Source organism: Streptosporangium sp. NPDC001559 (genome assembly GCF_042893955.1).
In the GTDB taxonomy this organism is placed as follows: Bacteria; Actinomycetota; Actinomycetes; order Streptosporangiales; family Streptosporangiaceae; genus Streptosporangium.
This window is the reverse complement of record NZ_JBIAVG010000015.1, coordinates 58,384-81,169: the sequence shown is the minus strand read 5'-3', so window position 1 is coordinate 81,169 and position 22,786 is coordinate 58,384. Positions and strand designations below refer to the sequence as shown.

13 protein-coding genes are annotated in these 22,786 nt (G+C 71.1%); 6 read left to right on the top strand and 7 right to left on the bottom strand.

The annotated features are described in order from the left end of the window. Positions 1 to 56: 56 nt before the first annotated feature. The 4 genes from ACFYY8_RS29830 to ACFYY8_RS29815 all read right to left on the bottom strand — a co-directional run bounded on the left by ACFYY8_RS29830 (position 57) and on the right by ACFYY8_RS29815 (position 9,617). Positions 57 to 3,185 (bottom strand): DEAD/DEAH box helicase, encoded by a 3,129-nt coding sequence (locus tag ACFYY8_RS29830; RefSeq protein ID WP_390046593.1) that lies wholly within the window; start codon positions 3,183 to 3,185, stop codon positions 57 to 59. Positions 3,186 to 3,312: 127 nt separating this feature from the next. After that, on the bottom strand, positions 3,313 to 3,660 hold the full coding sequence (locus ACFYY8_RS29825) for an Imm8 family immunity protein (RefSeq protein ID WP_390046591.1): 348 nt from the start codon (positions 3,658 to 3,660) through the stop codon (positions 3,313 to 3,315). A 69-nt stretch (positions 3,661 to 3,729) separates the two neighbouring features. After that, positions 3,730 to 5,247 (bottom strand): hypothetical protein, encoded by a 1,518-nt coding sequence (locus ACFYY8_RS29820; protein ID WP_390046589.1) that lies wholly within the window; start codon positions 5,245 to 5,247, stop codon positions 3,730 to 3,732. Positions 5,248 to 5,249: 2 nt separating this feature from the next. Beyond that, the gene (locus tag ACFYY8_RS29815; RefSeq protein ID WP_390046587.1) at positions 5,250 to 9,617 is read right to left on the bottom strand and encodes a LamG-like jellyroll fold domain-containing protein; all 4,368 of its coding nucleotides are present in this window, start codon (positions 9,615 to 9,617) and stop codon (positions 5,250 to 5,252) included. A 295-nt stretch (positions 9,618 to 9,912) separates the two neighbouring features. On the opposite strand from ACFYY8_RS29815, the gene ACFYY8_RS29810 reads away from it, so the two are divergent. From ACFYY8_RS29810 to ACFYY8_RS29800, 3 genes are all read left to right on the top strand, one after another. After that, positions 9,913 to 16,299 (top strand): RHS repeat domain-containing protein, encoded by a 6,387-nt coding sequence (locus ACFYY8_RS29810; protein WP_390046585.1) that lies wholly within the window; start codon positions 9,913 to 9,915, stop codon positions 16,297 to 16,299. 263 nt (positions 16,300 to 16,562) lie between these two features. Then, entirely contained in the window at positions 16,563 to 17,048 is a 486-nt protein-coding gene (locus ACFYY8_RS29805; protein WP_390046583.1) for a hypothetical protein, read from the top strand. Further along, the gene (locus ACFYY8_RS29800; protein WP_390046581.1) at positions 17,039 to 17,395 is read left to right on the top strand and encodes a hypothetical protein; all 357 of its coding nucleotides are present in this window, start codon (positions 17,039 to 17,041) and stop codon (positions 17,393 to 17,395) included. The genes ACFYY8_RS29805 and ACFYY8_RS29800 overlap by 10 nt, the downstream gene beginning before the upstream one ends. On the opposite strand, the gene sigJ is transcribed toward ACFYY8_RS29800, so the two are convergent. Further along, positions 17,376 to 18,311: an RNA polymerase sigma factor SigJ gene (sigJ, locus tag ACFYY8_RS29795; protein ID WP_390046579.1), complete on the bottom strand. Its 936-nt coding sequence runs from the start codon at positions 18,309 to 18,311 to the stop codon at positions 17,376 to 17,378. The two genes, ACFYY8_RS29800 and sigJ, sit on opposite strands and share 20 nt — an antisense overlap. Before the next feature lie 138 nt (positions 18,312 to 18,449). On the opposite strand from sigJ, the gene ACFYY8_RS29790 reads away from it, so the two are divergent. Next, positions 18,450 to 19,607 (top strand): NAD(P)/FAD-dependent oxidoreductase, encoded by a 1,158-nt coding sequence (locus tag ACFYY8_RS29790; RefSeq protein ID WP_390046577.1) that lies wholly within the window; start codon positions 18,450 to 18,452, stop codon positions 19,605 to 19,607. Here the strand turns inward: ACFYY8_RS29790 and ACFYY8_RS29785 are convergent. Together ACFYY8_RS29785 and ACFYY8_RS29780 are read right to left on the bottom strand one after the other, a co-directional pair. Continuing rightward, a complete protein-coding gene (locus ACFYY8_RS29785) occupies positions 19,600 to 20,253 on the bottom strand; it encodes a response regulator (protein ID WP_390046575.1) in 654 nt (217 codons plus the stop codon). The two genes, ACFYY8_RS29790 and ACFYY8_RS29785, sit on opposite strands and share 8 nt — an antisense overlap. Next, positions 20,241 to 21,389, bottom strand: a complete 1,149-nt coding sequence (locus ACFYY8_RS29780) for a sensor histidine kinase (protein WP_390046573.1) — start codon at positions 21,387 to 21,389, stop codon at positions 20,241 to 20,243. Before ACFYY8_RS29780 ends, ACFYY8_RS29785 begins: the two co-directional genes overlap by 13 nt. A 131-nt stretch (positions 21,390 to 21,520) precedes the next feature. On the opposite strand from ACFYY8_RS29780, the gene ACFYY8_RS29775 reads away from it, so the two are divergent. Further along, positions 21,521 to 21,907 (top strand): DUF6069 family protein, encoded by a 387-nt coding sequence (locus ACFYY8_RS29775; protein WP_390046570.1) that lies wholly within the window; start codon positions 21,521 to 21,523, stop codon positions 21,905 to 21,907. Between the two features lie 152 nt (positions 21,908 to 22,059). After that, the gene (locus ACFYY8_RS29770) at positions 22,060 to 22,695 is read left to right on the top strand and encodes a hypothetical protein (RefSeq protein WP_390046568.1); all 636 of its coding nucleotides are present in this window, start codon (positions 22,060 to 22,062) and stop codon (positions 22,693 to 22,695) included. The last annotated feature ends 91 nt before the right edge of the window (positions 22,696 to 22,786 follow it).

Below are 22,786 nucleotides of genomic sequence, written 5' to 3'. Positions count from 1 at the left end.
ACCGGTGGAAGCGTGGGAGGCCCCGGACCGTCCGCCCGACGGCCCGGGAACGCCGTCTACCGGTCGGGGGCGGCGGGCGGCGGCAGCGTGACGCGCTGGAGATCGCGGGCCAGGACGTCGAAGTGGCGCTGTTTCGACCACTGCGTATGGTCCCCGATCACATACAGGCGTCGCTTGGCGCGGCTGACCGCGACGTTGAGCAGGTTGGGGCGCTGGGCGGCCCAGCGCTTCGCGCCGGGGCTGCTCGGGTCGCCGCCAAGGACGAGGACGACCACGTCGGCCTCTCTGCCCTGCGCCGTATGGACCGTGCCCGCCTCCACGCCCTTGAAGGCACGCACCACGCCCTTGACCCCCCGCACGACGTCACGGAAGGGGCTGATCACGAAGACGCTCTCGGGAGAGATGCCCTCGCGCGTCAGGCGGCGGAGGATCCGCTCCAGCACCTCACCCTCCTCACGGACCCAGTGGCCGTCGGAGGCGGTGCCGGTCACGTCGATCCACATGCTGTCCGGCAGGGAGACCGGAGGTTGTTCCGGCTTGCCGTACACCATGAGTCCGTCGTAGGCGATGGCGTTGGAGATGCCGAACATGGGCTGGTCGCAGCGGCGGTGAACCCGCAGCGGCGCGCCGACCCAGACGGGGGCGTCCTCGCCGGGAAGGGAGGTGCCGTAGGCGTTGACGTGGTCGGCCAGTTGCTGCACCGAGGTACGTCCGGGCAGCCATCTCTCCTCCCGCACACCGAAGGTACGGCTCAGCGCCCGCTGGGCGGAGAACGGCAGCGTCACGACGGGTTCGAGCTGGAGAGGGTCGCCCACGGCGACCACACGCCGCGAGCGCCAGATCGCCCCCGCGGCGAGTTGCGGGGCGGCCTGCCCGGCTTCGTCGATGAAGAGCCAGCCCAGCGCCTCCTGGGTGAGGTGGGAGAACACCCGGTGGAAGGAGGCGAACGTGGTCGAGACCACCGGGACGAGGAAGAACAGGCTCTGCCAGGCGGCCCGGACGGCCTCTTCGGGAACGTCCGCGGGCGTCTCACCGCCCAGGACGTCCATGGCGGCCTGCAGGCTCTTGCGCATCCGGGACGCCTCGGCGCGCAGGAAGGCCTGATGGAGGCGGAGCGCCTCGACGAACAGCTCACTGCGTGCGGCGTTCCACACCGCGTCGGTCCACAGGGTCTGGTGTTCGCGCCGTTCGGCGTCGGCCCACCACTGCTCGCCGGGGAAGAAGGCACCCAGCGCGTCCTGTTGTTCGGCCAGCCGGGACCGGGCCCTGGCGAGGCGGGAGTTCGCCGTGTCCAGGGCCGTTCTCCGGTTGACGAGATCGGAGGTGGCCTCGATGACGGGCAACCTCGAAGCCGTCAGGCGGGCGGAGACGTCGCCGAGCGCGTGTTGCGCGGCCTGTACCCGCCCGGCCAGGTCCCGGTCCTGCGCGAGCCACTCGCGAGAGGCCTTTCCGAGGGTGAAGATCGCGGTGACCAGCGTCGGCTGGAACCGCTGGTGCTCCTGACGTCGCCCTTCCCACTCGGCCACGTCCTGCCGGGCCGAGGTCTCCTGCCGCCGCAGCCGGTCCTGTTCGTCGCGAAGCCGACCGAGGTGGGCTTCGGCGGCGGAGACGTCGCGGGTGGCGTTTTCGACCGCGTGGTGCAGATCCGACAGGTCGCGTAGCGCGGCGTGGGTGACGGAGTGCTCTCGCTGGAGCTCGCGGACCTTCTCGTAGGCGTGATTGAAGGACCTGACGGCGGTGGACCATGAGGAACCGCTGTTGGTCTGCCACGCCTCGAAGGCCGCGCGGAGGCCGGGTTCGTCGGCGGTGCCGTACCAGGCCCTGCCGGCGAACTCCACACGGTTGGACTTCCTGCCCAGCTTGGCGGCCACCAGCCCCCACGCGGGCTCGCCGAGGACACGGCTCGCGATGTCGTCGAAGTAGGTCACCTCCTCCCGCCACGGCGCGTCGATCGCTCCTCGCGCGGGGATCTCGGTCGTGACGTTCTCCACGGCCCCGTTGTTGGCCGAGGTGACCACCATCTCGAACCCGGTGAGATCCTCCCGCCACAGGCTCACCACCCGCCGGTAGTGACCCGTCTGCCAGCGCATCTCCCCGGTGAACGCCAACGAGGTGTGCGCCAGCCTCGACAGTCGCAGCGCGCGCTCCACCACGTTGGCGGCGATCAGGTCTCTGAGCATCGTGGTCTTGCCGGTGCCGGGTGGGCCGTTGACCGCGAACAGCCCGGCTTTCGGGGCCAGCTCGGTCATGATCGTGTTGACGGCGAACTGCTGGCTGAGCGCGAGCGGTTTTTCCGGTCCCTGCGGCCAGCGGCCGGCGGGCACGAGGTCGGGGGCCACGTGCTCCAGGACCACGTGCGGATTCTGCCGCAGGTCGGTGCGCTCCGGTTCACGGGACTGGAGGTAGGCGTCCAGGGCGGAGCCGTACGCGCCGGTCCGGACGGCGGCGGCCACCCGTTTCAGGTCGTCGGCGATGAAGCTGTTGAGGAAGTCGGCCCCCTCGTCCGAGGAATGCTCTCGCCTGCGCGAGACCTGAACGGATTTGACGACGAGTCCCTCGGGGCGCAGGGCACTCTCCACTCCGAAATCCTCGGCGGTCAGTTTCACCAGGGAGGCAAGGTCCTCATATCCGAGTGGGCGTCCGACGGACGCGCCCTTCTCCCGGAGTTCGGCGGCCCGCTCGTCGTGTTCGAAGGCGGCGACAAGGTCCTCGACCGCCACACCCAAGGAGCCGCACGCGGTCTCGAACCCCTCCAGCCAGTCGGCCTGGTCCGGGCCGGGGTGGACCGTACGGCCCGCGGCCCAGGCTCCACTGGAGAACTCCCAGGTGCCGAGCAACGGCCTGCCCTCCTCGGTGAGGATCAGGGCGAACAGGGCGCTGGAGCCTCGCGGGGCGGCGTCGAAGCTCTCCGAGTCGGTGCCGAAGACGTGCTCCAGCAGGACGCGCATCCGGTCAAGGGGGAAGACGCCTCCGTAGAGGATGTGCCGCCAGGCCATCGTGGGCTTGATACGTCTGCGCCGGAGAGGATGGTCCGGATGCCAGGGGAGCGGTTCACCCGGCTTGATGTGGAACACGGGTTCACGCTCGTCCCGCGGGTTGACTTTCGGAATGCTCTGCGGGCTGAACAGCTCACAGGCCCGCCAGAACTCCATGATTCGGGAACGGCCGTCGTTCAGGTGACTCACGGCACTCCTTGCGGGGGACGGCAAGAAAAGGCCCGGGAGTGAATTCCCAGGGCCCGACGGTGCGAGTGTGATCACACATTAGACGAGTGAGACGCGAGCGATTACGCGCCTTTTGAAGATAAGAGGTCTAGTGGGTGTAGTCCTCGAACTCCCAGTGTCCGATGCGGCCGATCTTCGCGGCGAGTTCGCTCCAGGTCGGGGCCTCCAGCACGGCGATGCGGTCGGCGAGCCACGCGGTCACCCGGTCGGGATGAAGCTCGGCGACGAGGAGCCAGTGCCTGCCGATGAGGTAGGGGTGGCTCTGGAGCTGTTCGGCGAGGGCGGACGGCGTGCAGACCGTGAGGGAGAACTGTTCGTCACCCGGCCCGTCCTGCGGGCCGACGTACATCTCCAGGAGTTCGCAGGCGTGGGTCCGGTCGACGCGCCGCCCGTCTTCGAGATCGACCCAGTGGAAGGAGTTCACCCGTGCTCGCATCGCCACATCATTCCGCGAACCATGACGAGACGTCCTCCCGTATACGGGCGGGAGGACGTCTCGCGAGGGTTACCGGCCTCCGGTGCGGGTGTTCCAGAGAGGGGTGCCGACGGGGGTGTAGACGACGACGTTGCCGTCGTCCTGTACGGCCAGGCGGGCGCCGGGGGAGCCGCCGGTCCTGGCCGACCACAGGGCGACTCCGGCCGCGTCGTAGATGACGAAGTTGCCGTCCTGCTGCATCAACGCGACCGCGCCGGGGCTGCCCGCCGTACCCGAGGACCACAGGGGGGCGGTGACGTTCACCTGGGTGAGGACCAGGTCGCCGTCCCGGCGGTAGGTCAGTTTGAAACGCCCGTCGCAGGAGGTCTGGGACGCCCCGGGGAACAGGGCCTCGTCGGGTTCGAACCAGATACAGGCCGTGGGGGCGGTGCCGACCTTGAGGATCGCGGGCTCGGTGACGTCCAGCACGTGGTGGACCTGCCCGGAGACGAACTCCGGCTGCAGGGTCGAGGCCGAGGCCGCCTGCACCTGGTAGCCGCCCGGCCGCGACAGCGCTGTGCCGCCGCAGCCCGTGGTCGGGACGCCGACGTGCCGGGACTCGTCCACGTTGCCGGTGACGGTCCAGTCGCGGACGCCGTTGACCGCGTAGCCGTACCCCATGTGCAGGCCGCGCAGGGTGTTGCCGGTCACGGTCGCGCCGTGGACGGTGCCGGTTCCGCACGTCCACACCTGCCAGCCCATGGCCATGCCGACCTTGATGAAGGCGCTCTTGGCGTCGACCACGTTGCCGCGGACCGTCGTGCCGGTGTAGTCGCCGTCGACCGGGGCGATGTCGACCAGGTTGATGCCGCCGAGCAGTTCGCTGTGTTCGGCCCGCACGGTGTTGTTCTCGATGGTCGAGCCGGGGGCGCCGAAGACGACGATGCCGCCGTCGGTGGCGTCCACGACCGTGTTGCCGCTCACGACGGAGGTGCCGCAGGCCAGCGAGATCCCGTCGGCCCACTGGCCGCTCGGCCGGTCGACGCCCGCGGGGCCGACGCGGTTGCCGGTGATCCGGGCGCCCTGGCACTGCGGCGTCCCCGAGGTGACGGCGCCTTCGTAGTAGTGCAGCGCCGACCAGCTTCGCGGGTTCCTGATGGCGCTGTTCTCCACGATCTGCCCGGTGGCGGCGCCGCCCATCTGGACCAGGGCTGACCCGGTCTTCTGCCCGAGGGTGGGGCGGTCGCCGTCGATCTGGACATTGCGTACGGCCACCCGGCTCCGGCCGACTCCGTCGACGGCGGTGGTGACGGTCGCGGAGGCGAGGCGTAGGGTGGCGCGTGTCGTGCCCTCGGGCAGGCCCTCGGTGAACAGTTCCTGGTCGGGGGCGGTGAAGCGGACCGGCGCGGACAGGGTGAACACCGCGCCCTGGCAGAGCACCGCCTGGGCGCCGGGTCCCGTCAGGGCGGCGTTGATCGCGGTCTCGGTGCCCGACGGGATGCAGCCGGCCGACGGGCCGGTCTCGGCCCGCGCGGCCCCCGGTACGGCGGCCGCGACGAGCAGCGCGAACAGGGCCGTCCCGAGTCTTGTCGTTGGTCGTGTGCTCATGGTCAGTTCACGAGTCCCCAGTCGAGGGTTCCTGAGTAGAAGGAGGTGCCGAAGCCGGTGCCGGTCGCCAGCGTGCAGCCGACCTTCTGGTCGGTGGCGATGCCGGTGCGGCGGCAGTAGTCGATCTTCCCGTCGCCGTTGGCGTCGGACCAGTTGCGTCCCTCCGGGTAGCCCTGGTCGATCGTGTCCGAGGTGATTTCGGCGCCGAAGCCGGTGCCGGTCGAGGTCAGGCAGCCGACGTGCGTGTCGACGTGGTTCTGGGTGCCGAGCACCCGGCAGAAGTCGGCCTTTCCGTCGCCGGTCGCGTCCACCCAGGCCCGGCCGGTCGCCTGGCCCCAGTCGAGCGCGCCCGAGAGGAACAGCGGGCCGAAGCCGGTGCCGGTCGAGGTGTTGCAGGCGATGGTCCGGGCGGAGGTGGCGCCCACACTGCGGCAGTAGTCGGCGTTGCCGTCCCCGTTGACGTCGGTCCAGGACCGGTCCTCGGTGTAACCCCAGTCGGTGTTGCCGGAGTTGACGTCCCTGCCGAAGCCGGTGCCGGTCGAGGGGGCGCAGCTGAGGTAGCCGTCGGTGTGGTTCTGGGTGCCGCGGATCCGGCAGTAGTCGGCCTTGCCGTCGGAGTTCACGTCGACCCAGGCCCGGCCGGTGGTCTGGCCCCAGTCGAGCACGTCGGAGATGAAGGTCTCACCGAACCCGCCGGACGTGAACGGCGTGCAGGCCAGGCGCGACTCGGGGACACCGCCGACCCGGCGGCAGTAGTCGATCTTTCCGTCGCCGGTCGCGTCGACCCAGGCCCGGTCCTCGGGGAAGCCCCGGTCGAAGTTGCGGGAGTTGACCTCCATGCCGAAGGCGCTGCCGGTGGAGAGGGTGCAGCTGGCGTAGGCGTCGATGTGGTTCTGGGTACCGCGCAGCCGGCAGAAGTCCGTCTTGCCGTCGCCGTTGACGTCCACCCAGGCCCGGCCCGCGTCCTGACCCCAGTCGAGTACGCCGGAGGTGATGGTGATGCCGTACCCGCTGCCGGTGGACAGCGTGCACGCCACCTTGCCGTTGGGCGCCGTACCGACCCGGCGGCAGAAGTCGGCCTTGCCGTCGCCGTTGAAGTCGACGAGGCCCCGCACGACCCCGGTGGGACCGGCGACGTCGGGGACGACGCCCTGGAAGATCTGGATCTCGTCGAGGTCGCCCTTGACGAAGCCGCCCGAGGCGCCCTTGCCGATCAGCAGGGGCTGCTGGGAGCGCCACGGCTGCCACTGCGGGCGCATCCCCACGGTGACCTTGAGCGCCCCGTCGACGTAGAGCCGCAGGTGACGCTGCTGGGCGTCGAAGATGCCGACCAGGTGGTGGTACTCGGTGGGGTTGGCCACGGAGGTGATCGCGAAGGTGGAGTTGGCGGTGTCGGTCGCCGAGGCGGGCATCGAGAAGACCCACTTACCGTCGCCGCCCGGCTCGTAGTACAGGGTGAACCCGCCGGAGACGAACGTCTGGGCGCGGGTCAGGTCCGAGGGCCGTACCCAGGTGGAGACGGTGAACGACTGGTCGGTGAGGACGACCGGGTCGTCCGGTGCCACGTAGTCGTCGACGCCGTCGAGACGGAGACCGGTCGCGCCGCCGTGCCCCGCGCCGGAGGGCGGGATCTGCACGCCGCCGTAGAAGGTCAGGTCGCGGAACATGCCGGAGGAGTCGTGGGCCGGCCCCGGCCCGACCTCCTCGAAGTGCCACTCGGCCACCTTGCTGTTCAGCGTGGGGTCGGCGATGGCCGCCGCCTCGGTGTTGGCGATGGCCCGGTTCCACGCCCTGACCTCGGCGACCGCGCCGTCGAGGGGGGAGCCGCCCCAGCCGCCGCCGACCTGGAAGGCGCCGGAGGCGTCCCAGGCGGTGACGTCGCCGACGGTGGCCTCCAGGGTGCCGTTGACGTACAGCTGCACGGACCTGGTCCCCGCGTCGTACACGCCGGTGAGGTGGGTCCAGACGCCGGTCCTCGGCACGGTGGTCGACAGGGCGGACGACGCGGTGGCCCCCGCGGTGTCCTGCGACGGGACGGTCATCGCCCACCGGTCCTGGGCCGCGAGGTAGGAGAGGAAGAAGGCGCGGTTGCCGGTGCCCCGTTGCGAGACCACGGTGCTGTCGGCGCTCTTGCCCGCCAGTTTGACCCAGGCGGAGACCGTGAAGCTGGTCGCGGTGTTGAGGAAGTCGGCCCGGCTGGCGTAGTCGTCGGCGCTGTCGACGCGCAGCGCGCTGCGCGACCTGCCGTCGGGGCCGGGCGCCAGTCGTCCGGGCTCGCCCAGGGTGGCGCCGCCGTTGATCGTCAGGGCGCGTCCCTTGTCGGTGTCGTCGAAGGCCGTGGCCGATCCCGGGGCGTCGTCGAGCAGCCACCGGGCCAGTTCGGGCTCCGGTGAGCCGACGACGAAGGAGTGGGTCCTACGCGGCGACTGGTTGCCCGCGCGGTCCACCGCCACCACGTACAGGGTGTGGGCGCCGCCCTCGGTGGGGGTCCAGCCGACGGTCACGGGGGCGCCGACCGAGGTGGGGATGGCGACCGTGGAGGGCGGGTCGGAGAAGCCCCACTTGTAGGAGGCCACGTCGGGGGAGCTCTGGAAGGTGAACTTGCCGGTCTGGCCGACGCCGCCCGCGACGTTGTCGCTCTCGGGGTAGATGTCGGAGGTCACGGTCGCCGTCTGCGGCCTGACGGTGTCGGTGACGAACTCGCACTTGACCGAGTCGCCGCTGGTGGCGTTGGCGTCGGACGCCCTGACCCAGAAGCGGTAGGCGGTGTTGTCGGCGATGCCGGAGGTCGGGGTGACCACGGCCGTCGTCCCGGAACCCACACTGGACTGCGTCAACGGTCCCTGCTGCGCTCCGGCCGGGTCGATGGCCTGCCAGTAGAAGGAGGCGGTCATCGCCTCGCCGTCGCCGTCGGCCAGGTAGGCGCGCCAGCTCGGCGTCAGCGTGCTCACGTACGGCCGTTCGCCGCCGGTGGCGCACGCCTTGCCGTCGACGGTCAGCGAGCCGGGCGGGCTGGGGACGGTGTTGGTGTTGACGATGAGCCTGGCGGTGGTGGCGTCGAACTTCTTCCAGCCCGACGAGCTGTCCTCGTCGTCGGCCCGCAGGCCGAGGGTGAGCCAGCCGCCGTACTGCCGGTCGGACACCTCCCACGAGTCCAGCGGGAACTCGGTGAACTTCCTGGCGTACTGGCAGCTGTTGTTGGCGACGCTGGAGACCTCGGTGCCGCTCCACTTCCAGGCGTCGGCGTTCCAGGTCGTGCCCGGGCCCAGGGTCGTGCCGACCGTGTGCAGCCAGGTGGTGCTGTCGGAGCAGGAGGTCGAGCTGAGCAGGTCGATGGTGAACCTGGAGCCGGCGAGGATCTGCTTGTCGGAGAAGGGGGCGGCGGAGAACTGGAACATCGACCGGTAGCGCGAGTAGGCGGCGCCGTCGTTGCCGCTGGGGTAGTAGCCGACCTTCGCGCAGTCGGTGTCCCAGCCGCCGGAGCAGTTGCGCCGGTCGTAGTCCCAGTACGACTGGTTCTGGGCCGCCTCGTTGATCATCGTCCAGTACGTGTAACCGACCGTGGGGTCGATGAACAGCGGGAACGTCGTTCTGGGGTCGGTCAGCAGGGCGGTGTCAGGCTTGAGGGTGAGCCCGCGGCCCGCCGCGACGCCCAGTTCGACGGGCGCGCTCCTGGCGTCCTCGGCCGGGGCGGCCGTGGTCGAGGGCCGTTTTCCCGAGGAGTCCCACATCGCGGGGGCGTCGGCGGCGAACACCGTCCTGCCCTGCTTGTCCACGGCGCGTGGCCCGTCCCACTTCAGGCCGGTCAGGGCGGTGGGCAGGGTGATCTCCCGCAGGGCCGGGTTCTTCGCGGCCTCGCGGGTCTTGACCACCAGGACGAAGGAGAAACCGGTGTCGAGCGCGGTCACCACGAGGTCGACGCCGTCGAGCACGTCGGGGTAGGTCGCGCGGGCGTCGCTCACCGTGGGCCGCGGCAGGCCGGAGGGCCAGGAGAGGGCCAGTTCGGCCTTGCCCTGTACGGCCCGCACGAGGGGGCCGGTGCCGCCGCCCGACAGGCGGACGTCGACCGTCGAGGCCTTGGGCCGCAGGAGGCCGTCGGCTCCGGGCACCAGGGTGGGGTCCGGCTTCGTCCAGGTGCCGTCGGCCTGCCGTACCCGGCGGGGGTGGGCGTACTGCTCGATGGTGCTGCTGCCGTCGGGGTTGACGAAGACCTGGGTGGTCGGGGTGCGTTCGCTCTCCACCTCGACCCTTGTCTCGCACGCCCTGGACATCTTGATCGCCGCGTCGGTCCGAGGCGCCGATTCGGCGCAGTCGGGGGCGGCGGTTGGAGGTGACTGCGCCGCCGCCGGGCCGCCGGTCACGGACACCATGCCGATGATCATCAATAACGACGCTGCGAGTACGGCCGACCGCCGAAGTGCCGCCACCGTTTTCCCCTATCCGAGTAGATCTTGCCGGGCTGGACTGTAGCCGTCGGCATCTCGTCAAGGTCGCCGCGCTGCCAAAGATGGCAGCAAACCATCTAAAAATGGCAGATTTCCGGCGATGCGGAGATAGGAGAAGTGAAATTATTTTTCACCTGGTTAGGCGGCTTTTCGCGCATAAAGCCCATTGGGCGTAGCCAGCGGAAAAGCGCCACTTTCTCCCATGACGAGGAACGTCCTTATGCGGAAACGAAGTCGAAAACTGGTCGGTGCGGTGGTGACGACGACGGTGATGACGACCATGCTGGCCGCGTCCCTTGTCGCCGGTGAGGCCGGAGGAGTCGCCACGGCCGCCACCACCGGGCCCCCAGGGGAACGCGTGGTGAAGGTGAAACGGTTCGAGCCACCGGCACCGGGCAAGGCGCCCAAGGCCAAGGCGTGGCGACCCGAGCGGCCCGTGTGGCCCGGGCGGGAGAGCGCCGATGTCGTCCTGCCCGCCGTACCGGACGGCGCGGCGGGCAGGAGCGCCGACGGCGGTACGGCGGTGCGCGCGGGCGGGCTGCCGGTGTGGCTCGCGGCCACGGCCGGACACGGCCCGGCGACCGTACGGGTGGAGAACCTCTCGGACGGGCGGAACAGTGACGCCCTGACGCTGCGCCTGACCCGTACCGACAAGGCCCAGGGTGCCGGAGACCAGGTACGGCTCACCGTGGACTACCGGGGCATGGCCTCGGCCGTCGGCGGCGACTGGGCCTCCCGGCTGCGGCTGTGGAGCGTCTCCACGTGCGTTCTCACCCCCGCGCACACGGCCTCCCCCGCCCCCGAGCGCACCGCCGCCTCCACTCCCACACCGCCCGGGACCCCCGTCCCCGCGGTCACAGGGTCCCCGACCCCTGACGCGGCTCCCACCGGGGAGGCTCCCGGGTGCCGTCCCGTCGAGCTGCCCTCCACCGTGGACAGGGACAAGGGCACGGTCAGCGCCCAGGTGAACGCCACCGGGCTGGTCATGCTCGCCGCCGACTCCTCCGGTCCCACCGGGGACTACGCCGCCACCTCGCTCACCCCGTCGTCGACGTGGAACACCGGCGGCAACAGCGGCGACTTCACCTGGTCCTACCCGATGCGGGTGCCGCCCGGCCTCGGCGGCCCCGAGCCGCAGGTCGCGCTGTCGTACTCCTCGGCACGCGTGGACGGCCTCATGGCCGCGGCCAACACCCAGCCCTCCTGGGCCGGGGAGGGCTTCGACTGGAGCCCCGGCTTCATCGAGCGCCGCTACGGCGCCTGCTCCAAGGACATGGAGAACGGCGCGAACAACCAGACCGAGACCGGTGACCTGTGCTGGGTCACCGACAACGCGACGCTGTCCCTGCCCGGCCACTCCGGTGAGCTGATCAGGAACGGCGACCGCTGGCACCTGCGCGACGACGACGGCCTGAAGGTCGAGCGGCGCACCGGCGCGACCAACGGGGACGACAACGGGGAGTGGTGGGTCGCCACCGACACCGGCGGCACCCAGTACTGGTTCGGCGGACGCGCGGGCTCGGAGTCCACGCTGAGCGTGCCGGTCTTCGGCAACCACGACGGGGAGGCGTGCCACCAGAGCGCCTTCGCCGCGTCGAGCTGCCGCCAGGCCTTCCGTTGGCAGCTCGACTACGTGGTCGACACCCACGGCAACACGATGCGCGTCTCCTACGCCAAGGAGACCAACCGCTACAGCCGCAACTCCACCACGACGGACGCCGCCGACTACGACCGGGCGGGCTATCCGGAGAAGATCGAGTACGGCACGCGCGGCCTGGACGACGCCCCGCAGATGCGGGTGGTGCTCGGCACGGCCGACCGCTGCCTGGCCGACTGCGGGACCAAGGACGCCGCCCACTGGCCGGATGTGCCCTTCGACCAGGAGTGCACCGCCTCGCCGTGCAAGCCGCAGCAGATCTCCCCGACCTTCTGGACGACCAAGCGGCTCTCGACCGTCACGACCCAGGTGTGGAACACCGCCGGGTCCGCCTGGCGTGACGTGGAGTCGTGGACCTTCGACCACACCTTCCCCGACCCCGACGACCGGGGCGCGGGCACCTCGGTCACCCCCGTGCTGTGGCTGAACACGATCACCCACACCGGCCGGGCGAGCACCGAGACCGGCTCGGCGGTGACGCTGCCCAAGGTGCGGTTCACCCCCAAGCTGCTGCCCAACCGCGTCGACACCGCGGGGGACCAGTACCCGGCGATGAACAGGTACCGGATCGGCGCGATCAAGACGGAGACCGGGAGCACGATCGACGTCACCTACGCCGGCGCCGACTGCGTCGCGGGCACCAGGATGCCCGCCCTGGACAACCTGCACGACCACGGCCTGCGCTGCTACCCGGTCAAGTGGACGCCGTCCGGTCACACCGAACCCATCACCGACTTCTTCCACAAGTACGTGGTGTCCCAGGTCACCCAGGCCGAGTCGACCGGCTCCTCCCCCCGGACGATCACCGGCTTCACGTACGGCGGCGCCCCCGCCTGGCACTACACCGACGAGGACGGCCTGCTCCAGGACGACGACAAGACCTGGTCGGTGTGGCGTGGCTACGGCCTGGTCACCAGGACCACCGGTGAGGGACCAACCCGCATCCTGGAGGAGACCCGCTACTTCCGGGGGATGAACGGCGACCGGCTGCCCTCGGGAACCCGGTCGGTGACGATGCCCGCCGCGGGCGGCGCCCCCGCGACGGCCGACGAGGACGCCTTCGCCGGCATGGCCCGCGAGGTCGTCTCCCGCGACGTCAACGGCGTGGAGATCGGGGCCACGGTCTACCGGCCCTGGCAGTCGGACCCGACCGCCAGCCGTACGATCGACGGCTCGACGGTTCACGCCCGCCTCGTCGGCAACGGGGCCGGCTACACCCGCACCACCAGGGACGGCGGCAGGGCACCCCGTACGACCACCTCCTCCACCGAGTTCGACGCCTACGGCATGCCGGTGTGGGCCGAGGACAAGGGGGACGACGCGGTCACCGGCGACGAGACGTGCTCCACCACCGAGTACACCCGCGACACCGGCATCTGGCTGGTCGACCGGGTCTCGCGCGTGCGCAGCTTCGCGCTGGACTGCGCCACGGCCAAGGCCAAGGTGACCGCGGGCACGGTGACCGAGACGGACCTGATCAGCGACGTGCGCACCGCCTACGACGGCGCCACGGCCTGGGAGGGCGCGCCCGCTCCGACCAAGGGCGACGTCACCCTGGTCGAGTCGGTCAAGGCCCACACCGGCTCAACCTGGTCGTACGTGACCGACAGGAAGGTCACCTACGACGCCTACGGACGGGTGCTGACCGAGACCGACGCGCGCGGCGCCACCGTCACGACCGTGTACACGCCCGCCTCGGGCGCGCCGCTCACCGGGAAGACGGTCACCGGCCCGCTCGGCTGGACGACCGTCACCGTCGTCGACCCCGCCCTCGGCCTTCCCCGGACCACGACCGACGCCAACGGCCGGGTGACCGCCCTGGCCCACGACGGCCTCGGCCGGTTGACCGCGGCGTGGCTGCCGGGCAACGACAGGTCCTCCAACGAGGGCAAGCCGTCGATCGGTCACACCTACCAGGTGAGCGACACCGGGCCGATCGTGGTGACCAGCAGGCGGCTCAACCACGCGGGCGACTACATCACCTCCTACGCCTTCTACGACAGCCTGATGCGTCAGCGGCAGACACAGAGCGCCGACGCGGCGGGTACGGCCGACCACGTGGTCGTGACCGACACCTTCTACGACTCGGCCGGACGCGTCCTCAAGACGCACAACCCCTACCTCGCCGACGCCGCGCCCGGCCCGACGCTCGTCGTGCCCGCGCAGGACATCCCCTCGGCCGAGTACACCCTCTTCGACGCCGCGGGCCGTACGAGCGCCCAGGTGCACCTGGTGGACGAGGCGCCCGCCAGCCCGGGAGGGGTCGACGAGCGCTGGCGCACGGTGTTCGGCTACGGCGGCGACCGTGAGGACGTCACCCCGCCTGCGGGCGGCGTCGTCACCTCGTCGGTGAAGGACGCGGCAGGACGGGTCGTCGAGACGCGTCAGTACCGCACCGGGAACGTCGCGGGCAGCGCGGCCGGATTCGTCAGGACGTCGTACACCTTCGACAACAAGGGCAAACTCGCCAAGACGACCGACGCCGAGGGCAACGAGTGGCTCTACACCTACGACCTGCGCGGCCGCCTGGTCAGCAGCACCGACCCCGACATCGGGACGGTCACCAAGACCTACGACGACGCCGGTGACCTGGTCACCGCGACCAACGCGAGCGGTCAGGTCACCGCCTTCACCTACGACGACCTTGGACGTAGGACAACCGTCCGGGACGACTCGGTCACCGGCGACAAGCGTGCCGAATGGGTCTATGACACGGTCGCCAAGGGACAGCTCTCGAAGTCGACCAGGTACGACGGCACCGACCAGTACACCAGGACGATCACCGGGTACACCGTCGGCTACCAGCCGACCCAGGTGGTCTACGGCATCCCGGCCGCGCAGGCGGGCCTGAACAACACCTACACCTACGTCAACACCTACTGGCCCAACGGCCTGCCCAGGACCACCCGCCTGCCCGCCGTCGGCACCCTCGGCCAGGAGGAACTGAGCCACGGCTACGACGCGCTGGACCTGCCGACCACGCTCGGCACCACCATGGGCGGCAGCTACGTGACGGGAACCGACCACACCAGCTTCGCCGAGGTCTCCAAGATCAAACTGAGGAACAACGCGGGCAGGACCGCCGACGTCTCCCGCGTCTACGAGGGCGACACCCGGCGCCTGGAGACGATCAAGACCGTGAAGGAGAGCTCTCCCGCCGTCGTCTCCGAGCTGAGCCTCGCCTACGACGCCGGGGGCAACGTCACCCGGATGTCGGACCTGGCCGGCGGTGACACCCAGTGCTTCAGCGTCGACTTCCTGCGCAGGCTCGAACAGGCGTGGACGCAGACGTCCACGACGTGCGCGCAGACGGTCAGCGCCGGGGTGGTCGGTGGTACCAGCCCGTACTGGCAGTCCTACACCTATGACGACATCGGCAACCGGACACAGATGGTCAAGCACGGCACCACCTCCGGCGACGCCGTCACCACCTACACCGTGCCGGACGGCGCGCACCGGCTGAGCGCCTCCTCGACCACCGACGGCGTGGGCACGAGCTCGACCGCCCACACCTACGACGCCTCGGGCAACATGAAGACCCGTTCGTCGGCCGCCGGAACCCAGACGATGACCTGGGACAGGGAGGGCCGCCTGAGCTCCGTACAGGACGGCACCGGCACGACCGGCTACGTCTACGACGCCGACGGCGGCCGGTTGATCCAGCGTGATCCGACCGGGGCGACGCTGTACCTGCCGGGTCAGGAACTGCGCTACACGACCTCGGGCGGGGTCAAGACCGGCACCCGCTACTACTCCCACGGCGGGCAGGTCGTCGCCACCCGTTCGGGGAACACCTCGACGACCGTCAGCTGGCTCAGCGGCGACCAGCACGGCACCGCGGGCAACGTCATCGCCAACACCGACACCCAGGCGGTCGCCGTACGCCGCATGACCCCGTTCGGCGAGGCGCGCGGCCTCACCGGGACGTGGCCGACCTCCATGAACAAGGGGTTCGTCGGCGGGACCATGGACGGGACCGGGCTGACCCACCTCGGCGCCCGGGAGTACGACCCGGCCATGGGCCGGTTCATCTCGGTGGACCCGCTCATCGACATCAAGGACTCCCAGCAGGTCAACGGCTACACCTACGCCAACAACAACCCGCTCTCCTTCACCGACCCCGACGGGCTGATCCAGCGTTCGTGTCCCGACGGCGAGTGCAGCGACGGAAAGGGAGGCGCCCACCAGAACCGCGCCCACAACCCGGCGCACGACTACAACCCGCCCTACAACCCCGGCTTCGCGGGCGGTCCGTGCGGCGCCAGGCCGTGTCCCACCGCGGACAACGCGGACTGGGGGCCGCAGGGCGCCCGCCCGCGCGGCGACAACATGTCGCCTCTGAACGGTGGCCCGTGCGGTGCCCGGCCCTGCCAGGAGTACGAGGTCGCCCCGATGGGCTGGGACCGGAAGATCGACAATTCGGAGCCGGCGCCCTTCTGCGTCGACGGCCTCTTCAACTGCGCATGGGAGGGCGCCTGGGCCAACATACTTCCCCCCTCGAACCACATCCTGAAGCAGATGGGGCACGACCTCACTCCCGACTACATCTCGGTCGACTACACGGTGATCTTGCCCACCGGCCGTATGGGCGGAGCCGGGGGAACGGCGGGGCTCACGCTCACCAGGTACGGCCAGGTGACCGTCAACGAACCACGTGGCGGCCTGGGCACTCCCGGCGTCGGCGGGAGCGCACGGCTGGGCTGGACGAACGGCGGCAACGACCCCGCGTCGGTCAACGGCTTCGTCCAGGGCGAGGCCGTGAGCGCCGGGATCGCGGTGCCCGCCCACCGCCTGTTCGGGATCGCCGCCGCCGGGGTCGCCTCCGTGGCCGACCCGAGTCAGCATGCCTTCGAGCTCGGCGTCGTGAGTCTGCCCCCGCCGACGGGGGTGGGCGTCGTGACGTCGGCGACCTTCGGAAGGTACTGGTTCACGCTGCCCGGCGGCCGATGACCGGTCGCCTCTGACGTCCCTCCCGGTCCCACGGGGCCGGGAGGGACCCGTCACTGTGGCCGTACGGTCCGCGCGGGCCCGCCGTCCTCGCCTGAGCCGTACGGCCCGCCACGGTTGGAAGGCGTTCCGATCACGGTTCGGGAGGAGATCTTCGATCTTCACCCAGGGCGATCTACGGTGCGGTTATGCGGCGCTTATGTGGAATCGTCCTGCTGATCATCGGGGTCATGAGCGTTACGGGCTGCACGCCCCGCGTGGTCGGGATGGCTGGAATCAGTGTCGACGAGCAGAGGCGTCCCTTCATCGTCCTGGTCTGGTGCGGTGACGAGGCCCCCGAGGGGGTGAGGATCTCCCACCATGAGGAAGTCCCCGGCTCGCCGGGAGCCGCGCCAGACCCTTCACCGGCTCTGACGTCCGTGGACGACGTGGACTTCGTCGCGCCGTCTCTGGAGGGGAACATCGCGTCCGTCCGGCTGGACGCCCCCGGTGAGGGCTGGACGGTCGAGCCGGAGCCGTTCGTGCTGCGCCCCGGGGTGGTCTACAGCGCGTTCGGCCATCGGGGGTACGGCTCAAGCCAGGTCAACATCGGCGGTTTCACCTTCTCCGCCGAGAGCGTGGCGAAGCTCAAGCCGGGATCGGTACTGCTCCAGGCATACGACGAGAGATGGCCCTCCCCCGATCGGGGCGACGTCGTGGTCTCCTCGGAGGAGTTCAAGCGCCAGGGCCAGGACCCGGCCCAATGCGAGTGATCATCAGTCTGCCCGCCAGGCGGGTTCCGGCCGCCCCTCTCCGCCGCGTGGTCGTCCTGGACCGGGAGCTGCCCGAGCCGCCGGCCACCCCGCGTGTCGAGATCCGGCGGATCACCGTCGCCCCCGGTTACGCCGCCGGGCTCCACGTCCACAACGGTCCGGTCTTCGGCAGCGTCGAGACGGGCTCGGTGGCCTACCGGATCGAGGGCGAACCCGGCGACGTGTTCCACGAACCCGAGGGGGCGCGTATCGCCCGCTTCGACCCCCAGGAGAACGGCGTGACCTTCCTCGGATACTTCCTGCTCCCCGAGAACACGAACGCCGAGATCACCTTCCCCCCTGAGTGACGTCCACGCCCCACGGCCGGAGCTTGTCGGGGTTGCGGACCGCCCAGATGCGGGTGATCCGGTGGTCCGTGATCTCGAACGCGAAGACCGTCATGGTGACACCGTCCTCCTGGGCGACCAGGCCCGGCTGGCCGTTGACCGTGCGTTCGAGAAGCGTCTGGCCGTGGAACCTGTCCCGGAGGCGGAGCAGGGAGCGCACGATCCGCTCGGCGCCCTCGACCGGGTGGAGCGCGGCCCTGACCAGGCCGCCGCCGTCGCTGGTCACCGTGGCGCCGGGGTCGAGAAGGCCGATGAGGGCGGTGACGTCCCCGGCCTCCAGGGCGTGCTTGAAGTCCTTGACGATCCGGGCCTGCCGGGAGACCGGGGTCGCGGGGGTGTGCGCGTCGCGGATGCGGCGGCGGGCCGACGAGGCGAGCTGGCGGCAGGCCGCCGGAGTACGGCCGACGATCTCGGCCACCTCGGTGAAGGCGTAGCGGAAGACGTCGTGCAGGATGAACGCCACCCGTTCGGCCGGGGTCATCGACTCAAGCACGACGAGGAAGGCCATGTTGACCGACTCGTCCAGGGTGACCCGGTCCGCAGGATCGACGCCGCCCGGCCGGCCACCGATCCACTCCGTGGGTTCGGGCAGCGGCTCGGGAACCCACTCACCCACGTAGGTCTCCCGACGGACCCGCGCCGAGGAGAGCACGTTGAGGCAGATCCGGCTGGCGACCCTGGTCAGCCAGGCCCCCGGCGACACGATGGCGTCCTGCTCCGGCCGGGACATGGCGTACCAGCGGGCGTAGGTCTCCTGGACGACGTCCTCCGCGTCGGCCAGGGAACCCAGCATCCGGTACGCCAGATTGATCAGCTGACGCCGTTCACCCATGATCACGCTCAGGCCGGGATCAGCCGGTTCCGACGGAATGGTCATGGTGTCGCCGCACCCCCTTCGTTCGTTTCCGTCCTCACCGGTCCGACAGGACAGCGTGGCGAACTGTGAGGTCCTCACACACCGGGCCCCCACGCTGTCGAACGGGGCAGGTCAGGAATCGAGAAGGGAAACCTCCCCATGTCCACACCTTCCCACCGGGTCGTCGTCATCGGAGGCGGCTACGCGGGCACGCTCGCGGCCAACCGTCTGCGCGTCCACCCCGGCATCGACATCACGCTGGTCAACCCCCGCCCGGAGTTCGTCGAGCGGATCCGGCTGCACCAGCTCGTGGCCGGTACCGGCGAGGCCACGGCCGGCTACGACACGCTGCTCGGCGAGGGCGTCCGGCTGGTCGTCGACAGCGCCACCCGCATCGAAACGGCCACCCGCACGGTACGGCTGGCCTCGGGCGGGTCGCTGGACTACGACCACGTCGTCTACGCGGTCGGCAGCACCGGGGCGATCCCGGCCTCGGTGCCCGGCGCGGCCGAGTACGCCTTCGACGTCGCCGAACTGGAGTCCGCACGACGGCTGCGCGCCGGCCTGGAGGAGCTGACCCCGGACGCCCCGATCACCGTGGTCGGCGGCGGCCTGACCGGCGTCGAGACGGCCGCCGAACTCGCCGAACAGGGACGGAAGGTCACGCTGGTGTGCGGCAGGACGCTGGCGCCCTCACTGAGCGAGCCAGGCCGCAGGTCAACGGCCAAATGGCTGGCGCGGCACGGCGTGGCGGTGATCGAGGGGGCCACGGTGAGCGAGGTACGGCGGGACGCGGTCGTCTTCGACGACGGCGGGGTGCGCGCGAGCGCGCTGACCATCTGGGCGGCCGGTTTCGGCGTGCCGGGGCTGGCCGCCGCGAGCGGACTGCGCACCGACGCGCTCGGCCGGTTGCTCACCGACGAGACGCTGACCAGCCTCGACGACGAACGCGTCGTCGCCGCCGGGGACGCCGCGGCCCCATCGGGACAGCCGCTGCGGATGAGCTGCCAGGCCGCCGGGCCGCTCGGGGCGCAGGCCGCCGACACGGTGCTGAGCCGCGTCGAGGGGGCCGCCCCGGCGTTGATCGACCTGGCCCTCGTCGGGTCGTGCGTCAGCCTCGGCCGCCACGCGGGCGTCCGGCAGTTCTCCCGCAAGGACGACACCGCGACGAACCTCTACTTCGACGGCCGCATGGCGGCGATGTACAAGGAGTTCACCTGCAGGTTCGCGATGTCGAGGATCCGCAGGGAGGCCCGCAGGCCGGGTTCCGCGACCTGGTTCAAGGGCGGCCCACGGCCCGGCGCCTCCCTCAGATGAGACCCGCGTCGTGGGCGAGAAGCGCGATCTGGGTGCGGTTGTCCAGGCCGAGCTTGGTGAGGATGCTGGAGACGTGGCTCTTCACCGTCGTGACGCCCATGGCGAGTTCGGCGGCGATGTCGGCGTTCGACCGGCCATGCGCGATCGCGAGGGCCACCTCGTGCTCGCGCGGGGTCAGGCCGGCCAGCGTGGCACGGGCCCGCTCGTAGGAGTCGGCGTGGGTGAGCGTGCGCTCCACCAGCCGCCGGGTGACGCCCGGCGACAGGATCGGATCGCCCGCCGCGACCCGGGTGACCGCCTCGACGATCAGTGGCGGCGGGGTGTCCTTGAGCAGGAACCCGCCGGCGCCCGCGCGCAGCGCGTGCAGGATGTTCTCGTCGGTGTCGAAGGTCGTCAGCACGATCACCTCCGGCGGGCGCGACCTGGCGCGCAACCGGCGGGTGGCGGTGATGCCGTCCACCCGGGGCATCCGCAGGTCCATCAGGACGACGTCGGGGGCGTGGGCGTCGGTCTCGGTGATCGCCTGCATGCCGTCGGCCGCCTCACCGACGACGGTTATGCCCGCGGCGCCGTCCAGCATCATGGACAGCCCGGCGCGGACCAAAGCGTCGTCGTCGACCAGAAGCACACGAATCACGCGGGCCATGGTAACCACGCCCGGAGCAGAAACCGCCCGTCGCTCTCGTGGTGGTCGAGCCGCCCGCCCGCCAGCCGTACCCGCTCGGTGAGCCCGACCAGGCCGACACCGCCACCGGGAGGGGCCGGGGGCGCGTCGGTGGAGGGCAGCGGGTTGGTGACGGTGATCGTCAGGCGGCTTCCCGGGGAACCGTCCAGCGACACCTCGACCGGCCGGCCGGGGGCGTGCTTGCGGGCGTTGGTCAGCCCCTCCTGGACGACGCGGTAGCCGGTCCTCCCGACGGCGGGCGGCACGTCACCGGCGGTCTCGTCGCTGAGGTACACACTCTGGCCCGCCTGCCGCGCCTCGTCGGCCAGCCGCGGCAGGTCGGCCAGCGTGGGCCAGGGCTCCCGCCGGTCCGAGAGCCCGCCCAGGAGTTCGTCCGAGGAGTCGTCCTCCTCACGCAGCAGGCCGATGACCTGACGCAACTCCTCAAGCGCCTGGTGCACCCCGGAGCGGACCACCCCGGCGGCCCGGGAGAGCTGCTCAGGGGAGGAATCGGGGCGATACTCCAACGCCCCGGCGTGGGTGGCCACCAGCGAGAGGCGGTGGGCCAGCACGTCGTGCATCTCCCTGGCGAGCTTGCGGCGCTCGGCCGTCCGCGCCTCGGCGACCTTCCTGCCCTGCTCGGCCTCGGCGCGGTGGGCGCGTTCGCGCAACGAGGCGAGCAGGGCGCGGTGAGAGCGGGCCAGCGTCCCCCAGCCGAGGAGCGCGCCGTACGAGGAACAGATCAGCAGCAGCCACCAGCCCAGGGAGATGCCGGAACTGGGCCGCCACAGGCCCTGGACCAGATGGGCCGCGGCACCCGTGACCGCCACCCCGGCGGCGAGGGGGAAACGCCCGCGCTGGGCCACCTGCAGCGCGCCCATCGTCGCCGCGGGCGTCCCGGCGGGGGAGACCGCGGCCAGGAGCGTGGCGGCGAGCGCCCCGGGGACCGGCCACCGCAGCTGGGCGAGCGCCGCGACCAGGCTCGCCACCGCGACCGCGACGTCCAGCCACATCAGGGCCCCGCCGCTCAGCCCCCACAACGTCGCGCCGGTGAGTGCGCCGATCCCGAGGACCACACCGGCGACCGCCGCCGACCATGGGGACAACATCTCGCTCATCGGCTCAGGCTAACCACGGGTACGGCGGCGCCGTCACCTACCAAAGGAGGACCCCGGCCCTGCCGGGGGAGGGCCGGGAGCGACCACGCGCCGGATGTGGCGGACCACCCGGCCGGGCCATCCTCCTCGGCATGAACATCTCCGGTGGAAGACACCTCAGCACCGTGCTCGTCGCCCCCGTCGCCGCCCTGGCCGTCTGGATCCTGGCGGTTCCCGTGAGCGGGACGAGGGTGACCGTACGGATGGGCGAGGGAACACAGATTCTGGGCCCGGTGCCGGTGGTCGTGGCCGGTCTGGTGGCCGGGCTCGCCGGCTGGGCGCTCCTGGCCGTCCTACGGGGCCGGGTCTCCCGGCCGCGCCGTACCTGGACGATCGTCGCGGTGACCGTGTGGCTGCTGTCGTTCCTCGGCCCGCTGGGCAGCTCCGTCGGCGCCGGGACCATGCCCGTGCTGCTCCTGATGCACCTGGTCGTCGGCGCCGTCATCGTCGTGGGCCTGGGCCGGGCTCCCGGGGAGTGAACCCCGGTGGCCCGGCACGGTCACCGGGCGCCGCTCGCCGTACGGCGGGCCATGGGGGCGCCCGCCGTACGACCGCTGAACGCCGTGGGCGCCTACGACCGGTTCGGCCGTATATCCGTTGCCGCGATCATCGGGGCGGGGGACACTGCGGCATGGATCCCGACGAGTTACGTCAGACCTTCGAAGAGCTGGGTGCCCGCGTCTACACGGCGTTGCGTGACGGTGGCCTCGAAGCCGGTCTTCTCGTCGAGCTGGCTTGCCTGGTCGAGGACCAGACCGTGTCCACTCCCGCCACCCGGGAACTCCTCGAACGCCGCACCGCCGAGCTGACGGCCGCCGACGTGCTCCGGCTGGGCGGGGCCCTTCTCGACGAGACCCGCTTCGTGCCGACCTACGCGCTGGAACCGGCCCTGTTCGCGGAGTTGGAGGAGGACCTGAAGGTCGTGGAACGCGACCTTCGCGCCACGGGGGTCACCGGGACGATCCGGATGGTCGTCCCCGACTGGGACTTCATGGGCATGGCGTGGGTGGAGTTCGACGGCGCCTTCCAGGGCAACGGCCTCCCGCCAGGAGCCGGGGGAGTCCTGAACGTGGCCGACGCCGCCCAGGAGGCGGTCATGGAGGTGATCTGGAGGGCGTGGCCGGTCTGTCCGGTGCACGACCGGGGCCTGTACGCCGACGTGGAGGACGAGACCGCCGTATGGCGCTGCACGGCGGAGGAAGGACACACGGTGGCCCCGATAGGCGAACTTCCTCCTCTGCCACGGCGCCGTGGCCGGGTCAGATGAGCCTCCGACCTTCGTGGGGCGGTCGCCGTTCCACGCCGCGCGCCTCTGCCGGAGGCGCCGTGCCCGCCGTCCGTGACGGACGGCTGATCGC

Excerpts from the sequence above, each read along its gene's own strand:
- ACFYY8_RS29775 (WP_390046570.1), top strand. The coding sequence starts at position 21,521 with ATGAACATCTCCGGTGGAAGACACCTCAGCACCGTGCTCGTCGCCCCC.
- ACFYY8_RS29785 (WP_390046575.1), bottom strand. The coding sequence starts at position 20,253 with ATGGCCCGCGTGATTCGTGTGCTTCTGGTCGACGACGACGCTTTGGTC.
- ACFYY8_RS29800 (WP_390046581.1), top strand. The coding sequence starts at position 17,039 with ATGCGAGTGATCATCAGTCTGCCCGCCAGGCGGGTTCCGGCCGCCCCT.
- ACFYY8_RS29790 (WP_390046577.1), top strand. The coding sequence starts at position 18,450 with ATGTCCACACCTTCCCACCGGGTCGTCGTCATCGGAGGCGGCTACGCG.
- sigJ (WP_390046579.1), bottom strand. The coding sequence starts at position 18,311 with ATGACCATTCCGTCGGAACCGGCTGATCCCGGCCTGAGCGTGATCATG.
- ACFYY8_RS29770 (WP_390046568.1), top strand. The coding sequence starts at position 22,060 with ATGGATCCCGACGAGTTACGTCAGACCTTCGAAGAGCTGGGTGCCCGC.
- ACFYY8_RS29825 (WP_390046591.1), bottom strand. The coding sequence starts at position 3,660 with ATGCGAGCACGGGTGAACTCCTTCCACTGGGTCGATCTCGAAGACGGG.
- ACFYY8_RS29810 (WP_390046585.1), top strand. The coding sequence starts at position 9,913 with ATGCGGAAACGAAGTCGAAAACTGGTCGGTGCGGTGGTGACGACGACG.
- ACFYY8_RS29815 (WP_390046587.1), bottom strand. The coding sequence starts at position 9,617 with ATGGTGTCCGTGACCGGCGGCCCGGCGGCGGCGCAGTCACCTCCAACC.
- ACFYY8_RS29780 (WP_390046573.1), bottom strand. The coding sequence starts at position 21,389 with ATGAGCGAGATGTTGTCCCCATGGTCGGCGGCGGTCGCCGGTGTGGTC.
- ACFYY8_RS29805 (WP_390046583.1), top strand. The coding sequence starts at position 16,563 with ATGGCTGGAATCAGTGTCGACGAGCAGAGGCGTCCCTTCATCGTCCTG.
- ACFYY8_RS29820 (WP_390046589.1), bottom strand. The coding sequence starts at position 5,247 with ATGAGCACACGACCAACGACAAGACTCGGGACGGCCCTGTTCGCGCTG.